Annotated in this window: 18 protein-coding genes; all 18 read right to left on the reverse strand. The window is 54.3% G+C overall.

Going from position 1 to position 19,003, the window contains the following annotated elements:
• Window positions 1-19: 19 nt before the first annotated feature.
• Complete coding sequence (gene nuoK / locus ACYUCQ_RS14020) at window positions 20-331, reverse strand: NADH-quinone oxidoreductase subunit NuoK (protein WP_460255173.1); 312 nt, start codon at window positions 329-331, stop codon at window positions 20-22.
• Window positions 328-837 (reverse strand): NADH-quinone oxidoreductase subunit J family protein, encoded by a 510-nt coding sequence (locus ACYUCQ_RS14025; RefSeq protein ID WP_460255174.1) that lies wholly within the window; start codon window positions 835-837, stop codon window positions 328-330. The genes nuoK and ACYUCQ_RS14025 overlap by 4 nt, the downstream gene beginning before the upstream one ends.
• Window positions 838-845: 8 nt before the next feature.
• Window positions 846-1,364, reverse strand: a complete 519-nt coding sequence (gene nuoI / locus ACYUCQ_RS14030) for an NADH-quinone oxidoreductase subunit NuoI (protein ID WP_460255175.1) — start codon at window positions 1,362-1,364, stop codon at window positions 846-848.
• Between the two features lie 4 nt (window positions 1,365-1,368).
• On the reverse strand, window positions 1,369-2,325 hold the full coding sequence (gene nuoH / locus ACYUCQ_RS14035) for an NADH-quinone oxidoreductase subunit NuoH (protein ID WP_460255176.1): 957 nt from the start codon (window positions 2,323-2,325) through the stop codon (window positions 1,369-1,371).
• Complete coding sequence (gene nuoG / locus ACYUCQ_RS14040) at window positions 2,322-5,027, reverse strand: NADH-quinone oxidoreductase subunit NuoG (RefSeq protein ID WP_460255177.1); 2,706 nt, start codon at window positions 5,025-5,027, stop codon at window positions 2,322-2,324. The genes nuoH and nuoG overlap by 4 nt, the downstream gene beginning before the upstream one ends.
• Entirely contained in the window at window positions 5,012-6,286 is a 1,275-nt protein-coding gene (gene nuoF, locus ACYUCQ_RS14045) for an NADH-quinone oxidoreductase subunit NuoF (RefSeq protein WP_460255178.1), read from the reverse strand. Before nuoF ends, nuoG begins: the two co-directional genes overlap by 16 nt.
• Window positions 6,271-6,786, reverse strand: a complete 516-nt coding sequence (nuoE, locus tag ACYUCQ_RS14050) for an NADH-quinone oxidoreductase subunit NuoE (RefSeq protein ID WP_460255179.1) — start codon at window positions 6,784-6,786, stop codon at window positions 6,271-6,273. Before nuoE ends, nuoF begins: the two co-directional genes overlap by 16 nt.
• Window positions 6,773-8,515 (reverse strand): NADH-quinone oxidoreductase subunit C/D, encoded by a 1,743-nt coding sequence (gene nuoC / locus ACYUCQ_RS14055; RefSeq protein ID WP_460255180.1) that lies wholly within the window; start codon window positions 8,513-8,515, stop codon window positions 6,773-6,775. The genes nuoE and nuoC overlap by 14 nt, the downstream gene beginning before the upstream one ends.
• Entirely contained in the window at window positions 8,515-9,108 is a 594-nt protein-coding gene (locus tag ACYUCQ_RS14060) for an NADH-quinone oxidoreductase subunit B (protein WP_460255181.1), read from the reverse strand. The genes nuoC and ACYUCQ_RS14060 overlap by 1 nt, the downstream gene beginning before the upstream one ends.
• Entirely contained in the window at window positions 9,108-9,515 is a 408-nt protein-coding gene (locus tag ACYUCQ_RS14065; RefSeq protein ID WP_460255182.1) for an NADH-quinone oxidoreductase subunit A, read from the reverse strand. Before ACYUCQ_RS14065 ends, ACYUCQ_RS14060 begins: the two co-directional genes overlap by 1 nt.
• Entirely contained in the window at window positions 9,512-10,180 is a 669-nt protein-coding gene (gene rpe / locus ACYUCQ_RS14070) for a ribulose-phosphate 3-epimerase (protein ID WP_460255183.1), read from the reverse strand. Before rpe ends, ACYUCQ_RS14065 begins: the two co-directional genes overlap by 4 nt.
• Before the next feature lie 274 nt (window positions 10,181-10,454).
• A complete protein-coding gene (fba, locus tag ACYUCQ_RS14075; RefSeq protein WP_460255211.1) occupies window positions 10,455-11,534 on the reverse strand; it encodes a class II fructose-bisphosphate aldolase in 1,080 nt (359 codons plus the stop codon).
• Between the two features lie 64 nt (window positions 11,535-11,598).
• Window positions 11,599-12,474 carry a phosphoribulokinase gene (locus ACYUCQ_RS14080; RefSeq protein WP_460255184.1) on the reverse strand — a complete coding sequence of 292 codons (876 nt, stop codon included), beginning with the start codon at window positions 12,472-12,474 and terminating at the stop codon, window positions 11,599-11,601.
• Window positions 12,471-13,541 (reverse strand): class 1 fructose-bisphosphatase, encoded by a 1,071-nt coding sequence (locus ACYUCQ_RS14085; RefSeq protein WP_460255185.1) that lies wholly within the window; start codon window positions 13,539-13,541, stop codon window positions 12,471-12,473. The genes ACYUCQ_RS14080 and ACYUCQ_RS14085 overlap by 4 nt, the downstream gene beginning before the upstream one ends.
• Window positions 13,542-14,180: 639 nt before the next feature.
• Window positions 14,181-15,011: a S1 family peptidase gene (locus ACYUCQ_RS14090; RefSeq protein WP_460255186.1), complete on the reverse strand. Its 831-nt coding sequence runs from the start codon at window positions 15,009-15,011 to the stop codon at window positions 14,181-14,183.
• Window positions 15,008-15,661 carry a BMC domain-containing protein gene (locus tag ACYUCQ_RS14095; RefSeq protein WP_460255187.1) on the reverse strand — a complete coding sequence of 218 codons (654 nt, stop codon included), beginning with the start codon at window positions 15,659-15,661 and terminating at the stop codon, window positions 15,008-15,010. The genes ACYUCQ_RS14090 and ACYUCQ_RS14095 overlap by 4 nt, the downstream gene beginning before the upstream one ends.
• The gene (locus ACYUCQ_RS14100) at window positions 15,661-18,018 is read right to left on the reverse strand and encodes a nitric oxide reductase activation protein NorD (RefSeq protein WP_460255188.1); all 2,358 of its coding nucleotides are present in this window, start codon (window positions 18,016-18,018) and stop codon (window positions 15,661-15,663) included. The genes ACYUCQ_RS14095 and ACYUCQ_RS14100 overlap by 1 nt, the downstream gene beginning before the upstream one ends.
• Before the next feature lie 21 nt (window positions 18,019-18,039).
• Complete coding sequence (locus ACYUCQ_RS14105; RefSeq protein WP_460255189.1) at window positions 18,040-18,990, reverse strand: CbbQ/NirQ/NorQ domain-containing protein; 951 nt, start codon at window positions 18,988-18,990, stop codon at window positions 18,040-18,042.
• Between the last annotated feature and the right edge of the window lie 13 nt (window positions 18,991-19,003).

Genomic DNA, 19,003 nt, shown 5'->3' on the forward strand with positions numbered 1-19,003 from the left:
CAGATGAACTCCAGCATTGTCATGAATCTCGCAAAATATTCGCCGAATCACCATCAAGCGTCGTGATTCGGGCGCGCAGACGCAGCAACAGCACCAAACCCAAAGCCAGCTCACCCCCGGCCAGGTTGAGAATAAAAATGAACATCACTTGCCCATCAGGATGCCCCCACCGCATTCCCGCGACAATAAACAACAACGCGACGGCATTGAGCATCACCTCGATAGACAAAATCACGAAAATCAGATTTCGGCGCGTTATCAAGCCGATTAAACCCAGAGCAAAGAGAATAATCGCCAGCGAAGCAGGCGCTTGCCATGACAGATCGATCATTGCCGCACCTTTTCCGGCGACGATCGCGCAAGATGAAAGGCTCCCAATAGAGCGGCTAGCAGCAGCATTGACCCCAATTCGATCGGAATAATATCGACCACGAGGAGTCGGCGCCCAACTGCAGCAGGTCCGATAATATGGTATGGCATTTCTTTACCACGTCCACCACTCAATGCGACACCAATTTCGATCATAATTGATATCGCCAGAACAACCGGCACCGCTGACTTGGCTATCCAACTCCGATTATTTACAAAACCAGTTCTCAGATGCTCCAAGTTAAGCATCATAACAACAAAAAGGAATAACACCACCACAGCGCCTGCGTAAACAATGACTTCCAACGAAGCCGCAAACGGCGCGCCCAGCACATAGATGACAAGCGCAATACCGAGGATCGACATAACGAAGTTCAATAAGGCGTATACCGGGCTTTCTCGTGTGATCGCGAGCGTTGTAGTGATTACCGAAAAAGCCCCAGCACCGTAGAACACGATATCAAACATTGAATAGCTCATGGCATCAACCCCCGAGGATCAACCGGGGGACGTTCTGCTGCCCCCTGCCCTTTGTGTTTGCCAAATGCATCAATCCCAGCCACTCGATAATAATTATAGTCAGGAACTTTCCCCGTGCCGGCGATGAGCAAGTTCTCCTTCTCGTAAACCAAATTTTGACGATTATACTCGCTCATTTCGAAATCAGGAATTAATTGAATCGCCGACGTTGGGCATGCTTCTTCGCAAAGCCCGCAGAAAATACAACGCGAAAAATTGATCCGAAAAAACTCCGGCTGCCACTGATTAGGCACGCTGGTTCTTTGCAAGCTAATGCAATCACACGGGCAGACCGCCGAACATAAATAGCAGGAAACGCAACGCTCGTGCCCATCCGGATCACGGGTCAAAACAATCCGCCCCCGTGTGCGCGGCGCCAAATAAGGCATCTGCTCGGGATATCGCACGGTTTCTGTTGGGTGAAACAAATGTTTGAACGTCAACCACGCTGACCGAAGCGATGTGAGAATATACATATGATTACTGTCCAAGGGCGATCATCACACCACCCGTCACCGCTAAGTTGCCAATTGCTAGTGGAAACATTAGTTTCCAACCATAGGACATGAGTTGATCATATCGAGGCCGCGGCAATGCTGCACGCAATAGAATAAGGAACATAACAAAGAAGCTACTTTTCAACGCAAACCAAATGATCGGCGGCAAAATTGGTCCATGTCCCCCACCAAAATACAACGCGACTGTCAATGCCGACAGCAGAACAATACCTGCATATTCACCAACAAAGAACATCCCAAATTTCATACTTGAATACTCAGTATGAAAGCCCGCGCCGAGCTCATTTTCACCCTCGGGCAGATCGAAAGGCAGGCGATGCGCCTCCGCAATTCCGGCAATAAAAAACGCCAAAAAACCGAAAAACTGTGGAATGATAAACCAGACATGCGATTGTGCAGCGACAATCTTATCAAGATTAAATGAACCCGCCTGCATGACAACACCAATCACAGCGATGCCCATAAATACTTCATAGCTGATCATTTGCGCGGCCGCACGCATACCACCAAGGAGTGAAAATTTACTCCGCGACGACCATCCGGCGAGCACCACCCCGTAAACGGACAGGGAGGTCATTCCCAGGAAAAATAACAACCCCACATTCAAGTCGCCGAGAATATCGACACCACTGCCAAATGGGATGACAGCAAAAGCGAGCAATACGGATGCTAATACAATGATTGGCGCCGCAATGAAGGTTGGTTTATCAGCAAAACTAGGTATCCAGTCCTGCTTGAAGAAAATTTTGATCATGTCCGCGGCAACCTGCAAAATACCTTGCCAGCCGACGCGATTAGGACCCAACCGATCTTGCCAAAAACCGAGGACACGCCGCTCAACCCACGTCAGCAGGGCCGCCAACGTTACCACAGCCAACAGCAAGACAAGCGCATGCAGAAAGGCGAATAATACGCTCATGATTGCCCCTCATCGGAGATCCGAGCGATGCGTCCCGTCTGAGGTAGCAATAAATCCGGTTGATCGAAAGCGTTTGCGGTAATACCGCAGTAGTTTTCTGCAATTGATTGCGTGATCATCACCCTTCTGACAACGCTCAACCCGCCAATATCGCATCGAACCCAAGCACCGTCCTGAATGGCGAGTGAATCGGCAAGCCCAACGCCGATTAAAACCACAGCATCGCCCATCCGCTCACGAATCGGCGCCGACCGCGCACTCAATGCCTCACCGCCGAATACCGGAGCTATCTCACAGAAAATTAGTGTGTGATCGCTGTTCACTTTTGCCGACAAGCGCTCAATCGGTCCCGGTTTGCAATCCTGCGGAAACAATAAAGCCCCTTCATCACCCGTCCGCAAAGACAAACCAATACCGGTCTGGAATTGGTTGACAGCCTGGCCAGAGTTCCAACCCGGCGCCCAGAACTGCGGCACAATCTCCGCGTCCGGATGCAACCGCGCGCCTTCCATGCTGGTGCTCCAGGATGGATGGCCCGATGATGGTGGCGGTGCTTCACGCACATCGATATGCGCGTTTACCGCCGTTCGCCCGCTGTAGCGGAACGGCAAGCTCGGCGTTGGTTGCGCCTCACCATTGAACTTAGTGATCAGATCAGCGCTATTTTGGAAGATAGCAAACTTTTCGATCAGATGGTCAAGAATGGCCTCCCGATTTCCGCACTCTGAGGATGCGATCAATTCGGCGGCCACCCCACAATCGCGGAGTATTTCCCATGCTGGCGCAACGGGCTCGTCGCTGAATATCGCTTGATGCCATAGCTGGGCACGCCCCTCCGCATTAACAACCGTGCCGCCAGCCTCAATGAAATTCGCACAACGAATCGTGACGTCGGCTGCCTGCGCCGTGCGGGTCTCGACGTGATCCAACACAGCGATTTTAACCCCACATCGGCGAACGTCTCCCAGCGCCTCCTCTGAAAGATGACGCAAAAAGTCATTTTCCAAGGCAATACAGCCAGGCTGCTGAACGCTCGCCAACTGATCAATGAGTCCGTGGAGCGATCTGGGCCGCAATAATGCGAGCCCAAGGCTGTTGACCTCCGGCAGAAGCATGACAAGTCGAGCGTCGGCCCCACGATCGCGCGAAGCGATGACAATATTAGCGGCTAACCCTAACAGATCTGCGCCACCCGCTCGCCCGCCCACAATAATCACCGGCTTGCGCGCGCCGCGCAACGCCACTCCCGCCCTGCCACTCAACGATTGCGGTGCATAATCACCATCGCCATCACCAACGAGCAACCTCTCGATCTGCAAACACACCTCAGTCAATTGCTCCGCAGTGCCACGCATGACATCGGAGGCCAATTCATCTAACCGCGTTGGAAGAGAAGTCGCGATAAATAATGCCGACTTATCGAATGTCTGCGCCGTCTTCCGGGCATCAGCATGCCAGTCCGGTATGTCCACGACAGCAGAATTCCCGTTTGCGCCCACCTTGGCGACCTGCCGCACGGCGAGAGCCAACCGAGGCGCCACGTCCGATGGATCATCGCCGATGATCATAACGCAATCCGACGCTTCAACATCAGCAATCGAGGCCGTGGGAACGCCATGCTCCGCGATGATTTTCGCGGCCATCGCCGCGATCTGCCATTGATGTTCCGATATGCCAGCATAAAATCGATCAGGCCCCACTAGCGTCCTGAGCATAAAATTCGACTCAAGCGACGCCCGTGGCGATCCAATGCCAATGAGCATGTCGGATTTCAGTATAGCTCGCAAATGCGCACGGGCCTCAATGTCATTTGTGACCACTAACGGCCCACCACGACGAACCGCACTCGTGAGTTTCGGCCCATTAACGAATTCGATACCGAACCGGCCACGATCACACAGAAAATAGCCATTCACCGCGGCATTAAACCGATTCGATGCGCGGCGAAATTCCCCCTCGCGTTCCTGGATCGTTACATTGCAGCCGATAGCACAATGAGGACAAACCGAGGGCATCGCCCGCATATCCCATTTACGCACGAACCGCGTAGCGTAGGGTTTATCCACAAACACGCCGGTCGGACAAACCTCGACCAAATTGCCGGCAAATTCACTTTCTAACGCACCATCCTCCGGCCGTCCAAAATAAACATTGCGTGACGCGCCGAATACCCCGAAGTCAGTTCCACCAGCATAATCGCGATAGAAGCGCACGCACCGATAACAACTAATACACCGATTCATTTCATGCTTAATGAACGGACCAAGCTCCTGATTCAGATGCGTCCGCTTCGGGAACTCATAATGCCGAACGCTATGCCCAGTCATCACCGTCATATCTTGAAGATGGCAATCACCGCCAACCTCACAAACTGGGCAATCATGGGGATGATTGGTTAATGCCAGCTCTATTACAGATTTGCGAATCGCATGGCTTTTTTTATCCGTGAGCGAGACAATCATGCCCGGCGTGGCAGCAGTCATACATGCCATCACGGTCTGCCCAACCGTATCCTGATCATCCTTGTAAACAGTCACCGCACATTGGCGACACGCCCCGACCGATCCGAGCGCTGGGTGCCAGCAGAAATAGGGCAGATCCAATCGAGCGGACAGACAAGCCGCGAGCAAATTATTGGAACCATCGATGTCGACGGGAACACCATCAACGATTATTTGGGCTCTTCTCATTTCCATGGACATGTCCCTTGTTCGATATGCCGAACAAAATCCTCCCGGAAAAGTGACAATCCACTCTGCAGGGACGCCATAGCGCCAGGCGCCAATGCGCAAAATGTGCTGCCAGCAGAGAGCGTATTCTGAAGGTCCAATAACTGGTCAAGATCGTCATGCCGACCTTTGCCAGCCTCAATACGATCCAGAATCTGCGATACCCATGGAAGCCCATCACGACATGGTGTGCAAAACCCGCATGATTCACGCGCGAAGAAACGCTGTAAATTGGCGATAAACCCAACGGGACAGGTCCGATCATCGAGCACAATCGCCGTGCCGGTTCCAAGGCGCGTTCCAGCTTTCATCATGGCTGCTGGCGTCATCGGTGTATCAATCTGCTCGGCACTCAAAAATGCCGTCGAAGCTCCACCCGGCAAAACCGCGCGCAATCGGTAGCCCGGCTGCATCCCCCCTGCATGTTCCTCGATAAGCTCACGCATTGTCGTGCCCATTGGCAGTTCGTATGTCCCCGGACGCATGACCCTGCCACTCACGCCAAAAATTTTCGTGCCTACACCGCCGTTTCGTCCCAGACAACGATACCACTCCGCACCTTTTTTAACGATATTCGGAATATTCGCGACCGTCTCGACATTATTAACAATGGTTGGCGCGCCCCACAGACCACTGACCTGCGGGTAAGGTGGCTTTGCCCGCGGCACCGGTCGCCGTCCCTCCAATGCGTTCAGCAGAGCAGTCTCCTCGCCACAAATATAGCGCCCCGCGCCACGATGGACGTGAATATCCAAGCAAAACCCGGTGCCTAGAATGTCAATCCCTAATAGACCCGCCTCTTTTGCCTGCTCGATACCGGCGATCACACGCTCAATAGCTAAATGATACTCCCCGCGCACAAATACATAACATTCATTTGCATCCAAAATATACGCGCTTAGAATAATACCTTCGATCAGTAAATCCGTCTCTTCTTCCAGCAATAAACGATCTTTGAACGTGCCCGGCTCCATTTCGTCTGCGTTAACAATAAAATAGCGCGGTCCAGGCCTTTCGCTCTGTGATGGATAGAGCTTCCATTTTCGTCCCGTCGGGAAACTCCCCCCGCCGCACCCGGCAAGACCCGATTGTTCGATAACATCGAGCAGATAGCCCCGATCAACTTTTCCGATAATATTGCGAGCAATCTCAAAATCCCGCGAACGGGACTTAACCAGCCCCAACGAATTTGATGGTTCAGGCCGACAATTCATGGTCAGAGGGTGCTGCATTCTGCCCCTCCCTGTTGCTTCGCTTCGATCAATGATTTGACTGCATCGGGCGTGACATCGCCGTATAGTTGCTCATTAATCAGCATAGCTGGTGCGTGATCGCAATGACCAAGACACACAATGGGCAATAACGTGAATTGCCCCTGTTGATCGGTTTCGCCGACATCAATCTGAAGCTGCTGTTTAATTGCGCACTCCACAGCATCACGGCCCATGATCCAACAGCTAATACTATCACAAAGCAGAATAACATTCTGGCCAACGGGTTTACGGTAAATTAGATTATACACACTTGCTAACTCATCAAGCTCGGCGATTGAAACGCCAATCAAATCGGCAACTGCCGCTAACACATCATCATTTATGTAGCGATGTTTCGCCTGCATCAGCAACAAAGCATCAAGCGCTGCCGCTTTCGGGTGTGGATAAGTAGCGACGAGTGCGCGTATCTCTCGTTGCTCCGCTTCATCAAGCGGTGAGTGTTTCTTATCGATCGACATCGGCCATCACAAAATCAATACTGCCAATAATCGCGATGAGGTCAGCAAGATAAGTGCCTCTGCTCATCAAAGGTATTGTTTGTAAATGGGCAAATGACGGCGTTCGAATCCGGGTGCGGTATGGCACAGTCGCACCATCACTAACGAGGTAATAGGTATTCAACCCTTTCGTCGCCTCAATTGTAACAGATACTTCACCAGCCGGCACAACAGCGCCCCAAGAGACGTTAAGAAAATGGGGAATTAAACTGTCGATGTCCTGCAACATCGCCGCCCGTGGCATCGGTGTTGCCAAGGGGTGCGCGGCACGAACAGAGCCAGCCGGCATGTTGTCAGCACATTGACGAATAATTCGAAGACTTTCCCGTATTTCGTCAAGTCTTAACCGCACCCGATTATAACAATCACTGCGATCAGCGATCGGCACATCAAACTCCAGTTGATCATACCCGGAGTAGGGTGCTGATTTCCGATAGTCGAAATCAATACCAGCCGCCCGCAAACACGGACCCGTTATACCCCAGTCCTGCGCTTCGATGGCTGAAACTTCCCCGATGCCAACCGTCCGCGCTTTAAAAATCCGGTTCTTCATCACCATTTGTTCGTATTCATCTAATCGTTTTGGTAAGTACTCGAGAAATGCCCGCACCAAATTTTCCCATCCAGTCGGAAGATCGGCCGCGACGCCACCGATACGAAACCATGCCGGGTGCATCCGAAAGCCACAAATGGCTTCGATGACTTCGAGCGCCTTTTCCCGGTCAATGAACGCATAAAATACCGGCGATAATTGGCCCACATCCTGCACCATCGTGCCGAAAAACACGAGATGACTGATAATTCGGAAAAACTCCGCGAGCATGATGCGAATAATTTGCGCGCGCTGAGGAACAACGATACCCGCTAAACGCTCCACCCCCATGACATAAGGAAAGTTATTCATTACACCAGCAACGTAATCAATTCGATCAGTATAGGGTATAAAACTATGCCACGATTGACGTTCTGCGATTTTCTCAGCACCCCGATGATGAAACCCAATCTCGGGTATGATATCAACAATCAGCTCGCCCTTCAGCTCAACAACAAGCCGCAACACCCCATGCAAGCTCGGATGATTTGGGCCCAGGTTAATGACCATCGTTTCTGGATCAGAGTCGCCCGCGTCAAACAGAGCGCGCCGAGTGGGCAGATCGCGCAGCGAAATTTGCTCTTCTAACGCCACGCTTTCAGGGAGAGTATAGCGTGGTTTCTCGGTTGCTCGACAATAATGGTCTTTCCGGAGCGGGTGACCAACCCAGCTTTCCGGCATTAATATTCGCGTCATATTGGGGTGGCCAGAAAATTCAATGCCAAACATGTCCCATATCTCTCGCTCATACCAATTGGCATTTGGCCAAAGATTTGACGCTGTTGGTATACTCAGACAATCGATCGATAAAGGAACTTTGTAGCGCCGTTGGCCGCCATCCAATGGCCGCAATAGATGATAAACGACAGTGAAGTCGCGCCGCATGCCGTGGCGGGGACCAACTCTGGTCCGCTCATCAAGTGCCGTTACATCGAGTAAGATTGGATAGCCATTCTGGCCATTAAGCTTACTCTTGGACAGTTCATCGATGATATTCGATGCGTCCACCCAAAATGTCTCGATTCCGTCAACAGTCTGCTCTTCGCAAAACGAAGGGCGAGCAATATTGGATGCGACCTCCAGAACCGGGTAATTCATTACACGCGATCCGGCGGTGTAAGAGTGGTCATCGCCATTCGTTCTGTATTTTTTAAGTCGCGCTGGCTAGGCTTCTCATAGGGCACCGGTCCGCTATCGCCGATCATCCAGCTCAACGGGCGTCTTGTGGACCCAATTGATTTCTGCAGCAGCATCAATCCCTCGAACAAGGCCTCCGGGCGAGGCGGACAGCCAGGCACATACACATCCACCGGCAAGATGGAATCAACCCCCTGCACCACACTATAGACATCATACATCCCACCCGAATTGGCACAGGAACCCATCGAAATAACCCAACGTGGCTCCAGCATCTGGTCATAAAGATGCTTGACCACTGGCGCCATTTTTAGAAACACAGTGCCCGCAATCACAATAACATCCGCTTGTCGTGGTGTGGCCCGAAGCACTTCCGATCCGTAGCGGGCAATATCAAACTTCGATGTGAAAGAGGTCGCCATCTCGACGTAACAGCAAGACAAGCCGAAGTTAAACGGCCAAAGGGAATTTTTCTGACCCCAGGACACTAAATCCTGTAATTTACCTAACAAAAAAGTCTGATTCTCCGGTGAACCTCGTTCGCCACCAACCATCACTGGGTCCCCCTCCGCAAGCGCGCACGCTCAACGGGCGTGCTCCACACCAGCGCACCCGACCGCCACAGATACGCAAGAGCAATAATAAGCAGAAATAGAAACGACATAATCGCCCCATAGCCCCGCCAACCAACCTCTCTGGCAACGACAGCCCAAGCAAAAACAAAAATAAGCTCAAGATCGAAAATAACGAAAAGCATCGCGATAATATAAAACTGACTTGGAAACCGGATATTCATATCATGAACCGGCATAATCCCGGATTCGAAGGGATACGGATCAGACGCCCCCTTGCGGCGCGTTCCCAATAGTGCCGATAGGCCAACCATAACGACCATCATCACCGTAACACCGAGGGCATACATGCCGAACGTGAGGTAATTTACCGGATCGTGATGATTCATGGCGCTGCTGCGTCTCTCAGCGCCCTGATATTGGTTGCGTAGGTCGATGCATCCCCACGAAATACCGAGGAACCAGCAACCAGCACGTCAGCACCGGCAGCACGGCAGGCGCCGGCATTCGCCGCAGTCACGCCGCCATCCACTTCGATGTGAATGGGCCGATCACCGATCATCTCGCGAATACGGGCGATTTTCGGAAGTTGACTTGGTAGGAATTGCTGGCCGCCAAATCCCGGATTGACTGTCATCACCAGAACCAAATCGATTTCATCAAGCACATAGCGGAGCACGTGCTCAGGCGTTGCCGGGCACAGCGCAACACCGGCTTTGCAACCAAGCCGTTTAATCGCCTGGATCGACCGATCAAGATGGGTTGTTGCTTCTGCGTGAACTGAAATAATATTGGCGCCAGCCGCCGCAAAATCTTCGAGATAAGCATCGACCGGCGAAATCATCAGATGCACATCAAAAACCGCATCGCATTGCTTGCGGATTGATTTCATGACAACAGCACCGAAGCTGATATTCGGCACGAAATGCCCATCCATGACATCAATATGAATCCAATCGGCCCCCGCGGCGCGGACTGCGCGCGTCTCCTCACCGAGCTTGGAGAAATCGGCAGCCAAAATTGATGGCGCGATCAAGAGCGGTCGATCAGTCATCGGGCCCCCTCAGCGCCGGAAGTTAAGGCAGGCATGCCGTGGAACACGTTGTTGGCGAGCAGAGCAAAATCGTCAAAAAGAATAATCATATTCACGCTTATCGGTTGGTAAGGGGGCAACAGGCGAATCGCTTCACGTGACCGCGCACGGCACGGCAGCCAATGACCAAACCAGCAGCCATCATGATCAAAAAGGCAGAACGGTCGGCACTCAGATGAGTAAATGAGCCGCTCTTCGAAGCGCGGGCTGCGATATCCATTGCGTAACTCCTGCGTCAAGCTGCTCGACGGGTTGAAAAGACAGGGTCAAGTGCGCCTGTCGCGTATCGATGGCTCATGGCGGCAAGCGGTTCACACTTGATTTTCGACGCTTGTCCGGCTGAGCCAAACGCCTCGAAACGAAGCTGACATAGCTCGCGCAACGCCTTGATGGCGGGTTTCATGAAATTGCGCGGGTCAAACTCGGATTTTTTCTCAACGGCAACCTTGCGGATCGCCGCAGCCATCGCGAGGCGGCAATCAGTATCGATATTGACCTTGCGCACCCCGTATTTGATACCAACCAAAATTTCCTCGATCGGCACACCCCATGTTTGCGGCATCTCGCCACCGTAACGATTAAATTCTTCCTGCAAATCCTGTGGCACAGACGACGAACCATGCATCACCATATGCAAGGACGGCATGCGTTCATTGATCGCCCGGATGACATTCATCGCGAGAATGGCGCCGTCAGGCTTGCGCGAAAATTTATATGCGCCATGGGACGTTCCCATCGCGACCGCAAGCGCGTCCACCTTAGTTGCCTTTACGAAATCAACAGCCTGATCGGGATCGGTTAGAAGTTGATCATGCGACAATGCCCCTTCCGCGCCATGGCCATCTTCAGCCTCACCCGTGCCGGTTTCAAGACTGCCCAACACACCAAGCTCGCCTTCAACGGATACACCTACCCGATGCGCCATGTCGGTGACGCGGGCAGTAATATCAACATTATAGGCATAATCAGCAGGCGTTTTGGCATCAGCCCGCAACGAACCGTCCATCATCACACTGGTATAGCCGTGCTGGATCGCAGAGAGACACGTTCCCTCGTCGTTGCCATGATCTTGATGCAAGCAAATGGGAATAGCCGGAAACATCGCCTCAGCCGCTTCGATCATTTTCGCCAGCATGATATCGCCGGCGTAAGAGCGGGCACCACGAGACGCCTGCAGAATCACCGGCGAATCGGTATGCGCCGCCGCCTGCATAATCGCTTGAACCTGCTCCATGCTGTTAATGTTGAACGCCGGAACGCCATAGCCGCGTTCAGCCGCATGATCGAGCAATTGTCGTAACGTTATTTTGGCCACGAGGCAGCACCTTTCGACATCATGAGCGCCAGACTGGCGCGGTGAATTTCCATATGAGCGACCATCACTGCGCCCGCCGCTTCCGGTCAATCAATTGCATGATCACCGGCGTTAGAATTAGTTGCATTGCCAAATCAAACTTGTTGCCCGGAACGGCGATTGAATTGGCGCGGGACATGGCACTCCCATGCAGCATCGATAGCAGATAAGGAAAATCGATGCCATGAGGATCACGAAACCGAATGATCACCATCGATTCGTCGGCGGTGGGGATCCAACGCGCGACGAACGGGTTCGAAGTATCAACCAGTGGCACACGCTGAAAATTGATATCGGTTTCGGTAAATTGCGGGCAGATATAATGCACATAGTCGGGCATCCGGCGCAGAATCGTATCAGTGACCGCCTCGGTAGAATAACGGCGCGCCGCGCGATCACGATGGATTTTTTGAATCCATTCAAGATTGATCACCGGCACCACACCAATTTTGATGTCCGCGTGCTTGCCAGTATCAATATCGCCATGCTTCAGCGCGCCATGCAGACCTTCATAGAGCAGAATATCCGTATTGCTCGGTAACGGCTCCCAATCAGTAAAGGTGCCAGGCTCGCCGCCATATTCCTCAGCTTCACGCTCATCATGGATATAATGACGGCATTGACCGGTGCCCGTTTCGGCATAGGTTCTGAAAATATCTTGCAACTCGGCAAGAATATTAGTCTCCGGGCTGAAATGGCTGAAATGACGATTGCCCGCCGCCTCGGCCTCAGCCATTTTCTGTTTCATCTCCATCCGGTCATAGCGATGAAACGCATCACCTTCCAGATAGGCTGCGGTGATTTTTTCCCGGCGAAAAATCTGCTCAAACACCCGCCGAACCGACGTGGTGCCGGCACCGGAAGAGCCGGTGACGGAAATAATCGGATGCTTGCGGCTCACGTCAGTAACTCGTGATCAGACCCAGCCTGACGAAATAACGACCTTGACTTGAATAACGGCGATGGCGCCGGATCATTGCCCAAATAGGCCTCGCGCACCCGCGCCACCTCATCAGCCGAACCAAACACCAATGCGCACCGTTGATGGAGAGTTTGAGGACAGAGATCTAGGATAGCGGTGTGACCATCAGTCGCAGCAGCACCTGCCTGCTCCATGATCATCGCAATCGGATTGGCCTCATAGATCAAACGTAAGCGGCCCGCACGGTAGTTCGGACGTTGATCGACCGGATAAAGATATATGCCGCCGCGTTGCAAAATTCGATAAGCCTCCGCAACCATTGAGGCGAGCCAGCGCATATTGAAATCAACGCCGCGCGGCCCGCTATGACCCTTTTTCAAATCCACAATATAAGAGCGGATCTCCGGGTCCCAATGGCGCATATTCGAGCCGTTGATGGCATATTCACGGGTTTTGGGCGAAACCGCAACGTCCTTGATCGTCGCGAGAAACTGCCCGCTTGCCGGATCGAGCGTGAAGATGGTCGTGCCCGCGCCAATCGTCAGCACCAGGGCGGTATGGGGGCCATAAATCAGAAAGCCGGCAGCCAATTGATTTCTGCCTGGTTGATAAAACGCCAATTCGGGCACCGCAGGATCAAAATCAGTGATCGGCAAAATTGAGAATATCGTTCCAACAGGCGCCAGCGTGTCCACGTTCGATGAGCCATCCAGCGGGTCAACCGCCACGGCCAGATGCGCGGTCGGGTTCAAAATTTCGGGCTGGTCCGCTTCCTCGGAGGCAAACACCGCGACCGGCGCAGCACGAAGCGCCTCGCGAACAATATCGTGCGTCAGCACATCCAATGCTTTTTGACCATCACCGTCGATCGAATCACCAACGATCGCCGCTAGATTTCCAGCAAGCGGCCCACAGGCCAATAGTTTTGCGATGCGCTTACCCGCCTCGGCAACCGCTCGCACCGCCTCACTGGCGTCACGCAAATGGGGTGACCGGGCGATGATCGTCTCAAGATAGAGTTCGAGTCTCTGATGGTCGGGCAACATTTCCTCCTTTACGTGCACCACCTTCTGGCTCGTGCCGTCGTTCAGACGATGCAAAATCTCGCCTGACGCCTTTGTGACAGATGTTGATAATATAAGTAAAGAAAAATCTTTCACATGCTGTATAATGCATGAGGCCGTGTGGTAGGTTGGGTCAGCCTCCCTGTATTAAGAGCGATCAAAATGACCTTTTGATGGAACTCACCGAATTGAGACTAGTCGAATAGCAAAACGGATAGGGTCGCTGCAGCTATTGGTTTGAATAGATCGGAATAATCAAAATTTATGTTTTACGAAAATTGAACAATATTAATGTTACTCGACGTTGTTTGGCTTGCAAATCCACGCTCAGCCCTCGGCTTAATTGCAGATTCACGCGGAGAAATCGACCTCATCTCTGATCGTTATTGGCATCGGATCGGTTGCCCACAGTCGCAGCCAAACCACGAAAATCGGTCGGCGAAGCTGAATGCCGTATCGCATGCCGTTATCACCCACACAGCGCCGACAATTCAAATCAAGGAACCCCCATTCGGCGCGTTGCCGATGATCATGCGTTGCTGCGGATTGATCGCCGATGCGATATGAGCGGTGCGGAGATTCTGACCTTGATCATGGCATTCATATCGTCCGCCCAAGGAATCACTCAACAAAACGCGCGCAATACGCGTCAAGAATCGCGAGCACCGCCCTCGCCTTGATAACAAGGCCGAGATCGACCATCTCCGCACCGGTGAATGTCGCCACCGTTGCCGAGGCGGGAACCGGCGCGGGCACAATCTCATTGGTTTCCTCGCGGAAAAAAACGGCGGCAACCACGCCGGCAAACCGATAATTCGGCTTGGTTGGCCGCAACGAAGCGCTCTTTGAATGTTCAACCACGAAGACCGGACTACCGCTGGACCCTGGAAACACCGCAGCATCGATCAGAAACTCGTCCCGCCCTTCGAAATTAAGGGCAAGCGGCGTCGCCGTTGTGCCCCGGCGCAAGATCGGCATCAGGTTCACATGATCCCAGATACCGCTTGGGTAGCCAATGAATAGCACGTCTTCAAGCGCATCGAACTGGTCCAGACCCCGCGCCCCCAATATCAGGCGGGAGTCAATCCCATGATAATAAAGCTCCACCCCCTGCGCATGCGCAGCCGTTTCCAGCGGCGCGAGCGGCACGATCGCGAGATCAACCGCCGGGTCAGGATGCACGAACCACGCCGCCGCAAAATCCTCAATATCGAGCTGGAAACGCTGGCCGATCAGCGGTTTGCCGTCTCGCTTCTGGGTGAACACCAACCCGCCCCGGCGCACGGTCTCGACCAGATGGCGGTTGGTAACGATGAATTGGCGCATGCCGGTTCGGTGAAGATGATCGACGATGAAGGCGGTGCCCGTTCCGTTCGTGCCGTCGTCCAGCACAATATCAACCCGCACTGTGTTGAACAGCAACCGCTTGATCTGCGAATCGATCTCCATCATCGAACAGCACGGCCGGCGGCTTTGTTGATCGCCGCGACAGCGTTCTCAGCCGCCTTCATCGCCGCATAGGCTTCGGCCTCGTTGCCCATCATGGTCAGGCGCCCGAACGTGCCAAACGGACGAACATCAACGAGCGTGATATTCGCCGCTTTTTCCGCCTCATTGGCGGCATAGACAATATAGCCCGCCGGCTCGGTCTCCATAATGAACATAGATTTGCCAGGCAGAAGCATCGAACCTTTGCGCAGTTGGCGGTTAATCAGCGTGGCATGGTCGGGCGTAATCGCACAAATCACCTCTTTCCAGGCAATCCGGCACGGCATGCGCGCATCTTCGGTGGTGCGCAATTCACGCAGCACCACACGCCCGGCTTCGAGCACTTCGCTCTGATTGCGGTAGTGAATTTCCATCGACCCAAAGGCGCGCTCGACAACTTGTTCGCCCATATGCACATTGGTCGCCTTCAGCGCGATGTCCGACAAACGGTGAACCGCCATACCGGGCGCAACTTCAATCCATAAGCAAGCATCGCCGGGAACCGGCAGGAACCCTTGCGAGGAGGTCGCGAGATACGAGGCGAGTTGGGGTTGCAGCGCGTCGATAAAGACGAAGGCCCGCAGCGTAATCTCCGCGTTACTGGTCCCAGACATTATTGCGTCAGCCCCATATAGAGCGCGGGCAACCGTTCGGGCAGCCGCTCGATATGATCGACCACCGTATAATATTTCGCGCCGAAAATCCGCGAGACATATTGATCGGCATGCGGATCGAGCGAGATCGCGTAAGTGATAATGCCCTGACGGCGCAGTGCCTCGACCGCGTGCTTGGTGTCATGCCGCAGATATTGCGGGTCGCGCATGTCGTTATCCGCTGGTTCACCATCGGTAATCATGAAGATGATTTTCTTGGCGTGCCGCTGCTGGCCGAGCAGATGGCCAGCGTGGCGCAAGGCCGCCCCCATGCGGGTGGAATAGGCACCCGTCATGCCAGCAAGCCGGGCCTTGACCAAATCATCATAGGGTTGGTCAAAATCTTTGAACCGGTAGTAATGCACATCGTGCCGGCCATCGGAACAAAATCCATGCAAGGCGAAAGCATCACCGATCCGATCAAGCGCGCCAGCCAGCATCACGGTCGCGGTGCGGGTCAGGTCGAGCACGGTGTAATCCTGCCCACGCACTTTGTCGTTGCTCGATTCGGACATATCCAGCAGCACCGTCACCGCGAGGTCGCGAACATGGCGCTTGGATTTGATCATCACCCGTGGATCGGGCTGATGGCCGGTGCGAATATCAATCATCGCCCGGATCGCCGCGTTAATGTCGAGCTCATCACCATCCTCGATATGGCGAATGCGCTGCATCCCCTGCGGCGCCATCGCCTCGATCAGAAAGCGCAGCCGCGCTTGCACCGGCTTGTTATCCTCAATGATCCGGTCAATCACCGCGAGATCGCCGGTCGGCGGGTAACGCTCCAGCACCGCAGCCCAGGTCGGGCGTTCGAGTTGGATCTGATAATCCCATTCGGGATAATAAACCGGCTCGGCAATCGGCGGCTTGCCTTCAAGCTGATTGATGCTGACGCCTTCCTGATCCAGGATATATTCAGTGGGTAGCGTCCAGATTTCCTGAGCATCATCACCGGCAAACTCGACATCGAGATTGTTGATCATCTCCATCAATGACGATTTCTTGCGGACCTGCACCGTATCCCAGGTTGCAGCCAACGCCTCGTCGGTATCATAGGCCTCGCCCCGCCAGACAAAGCTATTATCATCACGATAGATCACGCTTTGGCCGTCGCGGCGCGGATCATATTCAGGCACCGGCACCGAGAGCAGGCCATGCACCAGAGACACCCCGATATTCCAGCTCACCTGATTATCCTCAAGCGATGAGGCGGCGCGGAACTCGGCCACACCCTGCTGTACCCAGGGGTGCGGATCGTGCCAATCAGGATCGAGCAGGGCATAGGCAAGTCGCGCGAACAGCGCGCCCATCCGCGCAGGCGGGGTGCTGACATCCGGGCGCGGGTGCAGCGCAAGCCAGGTGGTGCGCATGTTCGGAAACTGCCTGATGGCGAGTTCCTCGATCCTTGCATCCTCAATGATCTCGATCACCGCCACATGCACCGGCGCCAGCTCTTGCCGTGATAGGGGCGTCTTGGTGAAAACGAGATGCGCAGCACAATGATTAGCAACCGCGCGATAGACCTCAAGTGCTGGAACCGTGGCGATCAAATCACCGGAGGCCTCAAGGATCGGCTGATCGTCATAAGCATCGGCGATATGGATCACGTGGCGCTCGATATAGGCGCGCAGCCCCTCGCGATTTTCGTAATCGCCCGCGGTCGGGCGCAGAAAAAAATCGCGCCCCCACATGGCGCGCAAATAGATATTGAGCCGCCGCTGAATATCGACAAACAGGGTGCCTTTGCGTTCCTGCTGCAACACGGCCAGCGCGTCGGGGCTCTTCAGTCCGAAATAGCGCACTTGGCCCTCAAAATCGGCTTTGTAGGCCTGCGCGCCCCAATTCACCCAGCGGCGCAGCCCGCCTAATGTGAGTTGACCAAACAGCCGGTCGAGATTTTCCAGCATCGGCCGCAACCCGCGCGGTGCCTGCGCCAGCACCACGCCAAGCACCGCGAGATAGCCGCGAAACAGCTCGGCATCCGCGAGCCGGTCGGCGGCGAGCGATGAGGTATCGCAAATCAGAGCGAGAACTTGTCCTGAGGTTTTCGACGCCATGCTGAGCAGAAAGCTGGTCATGTCGCCCAGCACCTCCTCACCCAGGCTGCGGATAATCGAAGGCATGGCCCCCAAATACGCCACCACCAGGGCCTCGCCACGACCAAGCTGGTGCAGCGCGATGGCACCGCGCAAATAGCTCTCAAGCCCGCGTGATGAAAAAACCCGCGCGGCCTCAGCCCAGCCGGACCGCAGAGCGTGCGCCGCCGCCTCTGGCAAATCGGCGATGATCTCCTGATAATCGTCGAGCGCGATGACCATGCCGCGAGGGTCCGTCCGTGATCAGAGATAGGTGGTGACGGCAGAATCGAGGGCGTTGCGCATATCCGGGTCGTCGGTGATCGGGCGAACCAACGCCACCCGGCACGCAGCGAGCGGGTCAACGCCACGCTGGATCAGCGAACCGGCATAGATCAGCATGCGCGTGGAAATCCCTTCATCCAGCCCATGGCCTTTCAGATTACGGGCGCGCTCAGCAATCTGCACCAGTTTTTTGGCGAGATCACGCCCAATGCCGGATTCATGCGCAACGATCTCGGCTTCAACCTCATGCGTTGGGTAATCGAAATCAAGCCCGCCGAAACGCTGCTTCGTCGATTGCTTAAGGTCCTTCATCAACGACTGATAGCCGGGGTTATACGAAATCACGACCTGGAAATCAGGATGCGCGTGGATCACCTCGCCCTTCTTGTCGAGCGGCAGAATCCGCCGCGCATCGGTCAGCGGATGGATCACAACGGTGGTATCCTGCCGCGCCTCAACGATCTCATCGAGATAGCAAATGCCCCCATGCCGCGCCGCGAGCGCGAGCGGCCCGTCCTGCCAACGTGTGCCATTGGCATCGAGCAGAAACCGCCCGACAAGATCAGAGGCAGTCATGTCCTCATTGCACGCCACCGTAATCAGCGGCTTGCCAAGTTTCCAGGCCATATATTCAACAAAGCGCGTCTTGCCGCAGCCCGTCGGGCCCTTCAACATCATCGGCATGCGGGCGAGATAAGCCGCCTCGTAGAGTTCGACCTCGTCAGCGACGGGACGGTAATAAGGTTGTTCGTTGATCCGATAAGCGGACAGCATGTCATTCGATCCATCAAGCGTCGGTGCGGGTGTGGGTGCGGGCGCAGAGGCAGGCGCCTGGCTAGCAGCGCGCTGCGGCATCGATCGCGGGTTGGCATGCCGCGCCGAAGCCGATTGGCGCGGGGCGTAGGTGCGGTAAAATTGATCGGGGCTCATGGCAAGCTTGGTC

Source organism: Acidiphilium sp. MT5, from assembly GCF_054767495.1.

Excerpts from the sequence above, each read along its gene's own strand:
- nuoE (WP_460255179.1), bottom strand. The coding sequence starts at position 6,786 with ATGTCGATCGATAAGAAACACTCACCGCTTGATGAAGCGGAGCAACGA.
- nuoC (WP_460255180.1), bottom strand. The coding sequence starts at position 8,515 with ATGAATTACCCGGTTCTGGAGGTCGCATCCAATATTGCTCGCCCTTCG.
- ACYUCQ_RS14105 (WP_460255189.1), bottom strand. The coding sequence starts at position 18,990 with ATGAGCCCCGATCAATTTTACCGCACCTACGCCCCGCGCCAATCGGCT.
- nuoK (WP_460255173.1), bottom strand. The coding sequence starts at position 331 with ATGATCGATCTGTCATGGCAAGCGCCTGCTTCGCTGGCGATTATTCTC.
- nuoG (WP_460255177.1), bottom strand. The coding sequence starts at position 5,027 with ATGTCCATGGAAATGAGAAGAGCCCAAATAATCGTTGATGGTGTTCCC.
- ACYUCQ_RS14090 (WP_460255186.1), bottom strand. The coding sequence starts at position 15,011 with ATGATGGAGATCGATTCGCAGATCAAGCGGTTGCTGTTCAACACAGTG.
- nuoF (WP_460255178.1), bottom strand. The coding sequence starts at position 6,286 with ATGCAGCACCCTCTGACCATGAATTGTCGGCCTGAACCATCAAATTCG.
- nuoI (WP_460255175.1), bottom strand. The coding sequence starts at position 1,364 with ATGTATATTCTCACATCGCTTCGGTCAGCGTGGTTGACGTTCAAACAT.
- rpe (WP_460255183.1), bottom strand. The coding sequence starts at position 10,180 with ATGACTGATCGACCGCTCTTGATCGCGCCATCAATTTTGGCTGCCGAT.
- ACYUCQ_RS14060 (WP_460255181.1), bottom strand. The coding sequence starts at position 9,108 with ATGGTTGGTGGCGAACGAGGTTCACCGGAGAATCAGACTTTTTTGTTA.
- ACYUCQ_RS14025 (WP_460255174.1), bottom strand. The coding sequence starts at position 837 with ATGTTTGATATCGTGTTCTACGGTGCTGGGGCTTTTTCGGTAATCACT.
- ACYUCQ_RS14100 (WP_460255188.1), bottom strand. The coding sequence starts at position 18,018 with ATGGTCATCGCGCTCGACGATTATCAGGAGATCATCGCCGATTTGCCA.
- ACYUCQ_RS14085 (WP_460255185.1), bottom strand. The coding sequence starts at position 13,541 with ATGTTGCCCGACCATCAGAGACTCGAACTCTATCTTGAGACGATCATC.
- ACYUCQ_RS14095 (WP_460255187.1), bottom strand. The coding sequence starts at position 15,661 with ATGTCTGGGACCAGTAACGCGGAGATTACGCTGCGGGCCTTCGTCTTT.
- nuoH (WP_460255176.1), bottom strand. The coding sequence starts at position 2,325 with ATGAGCGTATTATTCGCCTTTCTGCATGCGCTTGTCTTGCTGTTGGCT.
- ACYUCQ_RS14065 (WP_460255182.1), bottom strand. The coding sequence starts at position 9,515 with ATGAATCATCACGATCCGGTAAATTACCTCACGTTCGGCATGTATGCC.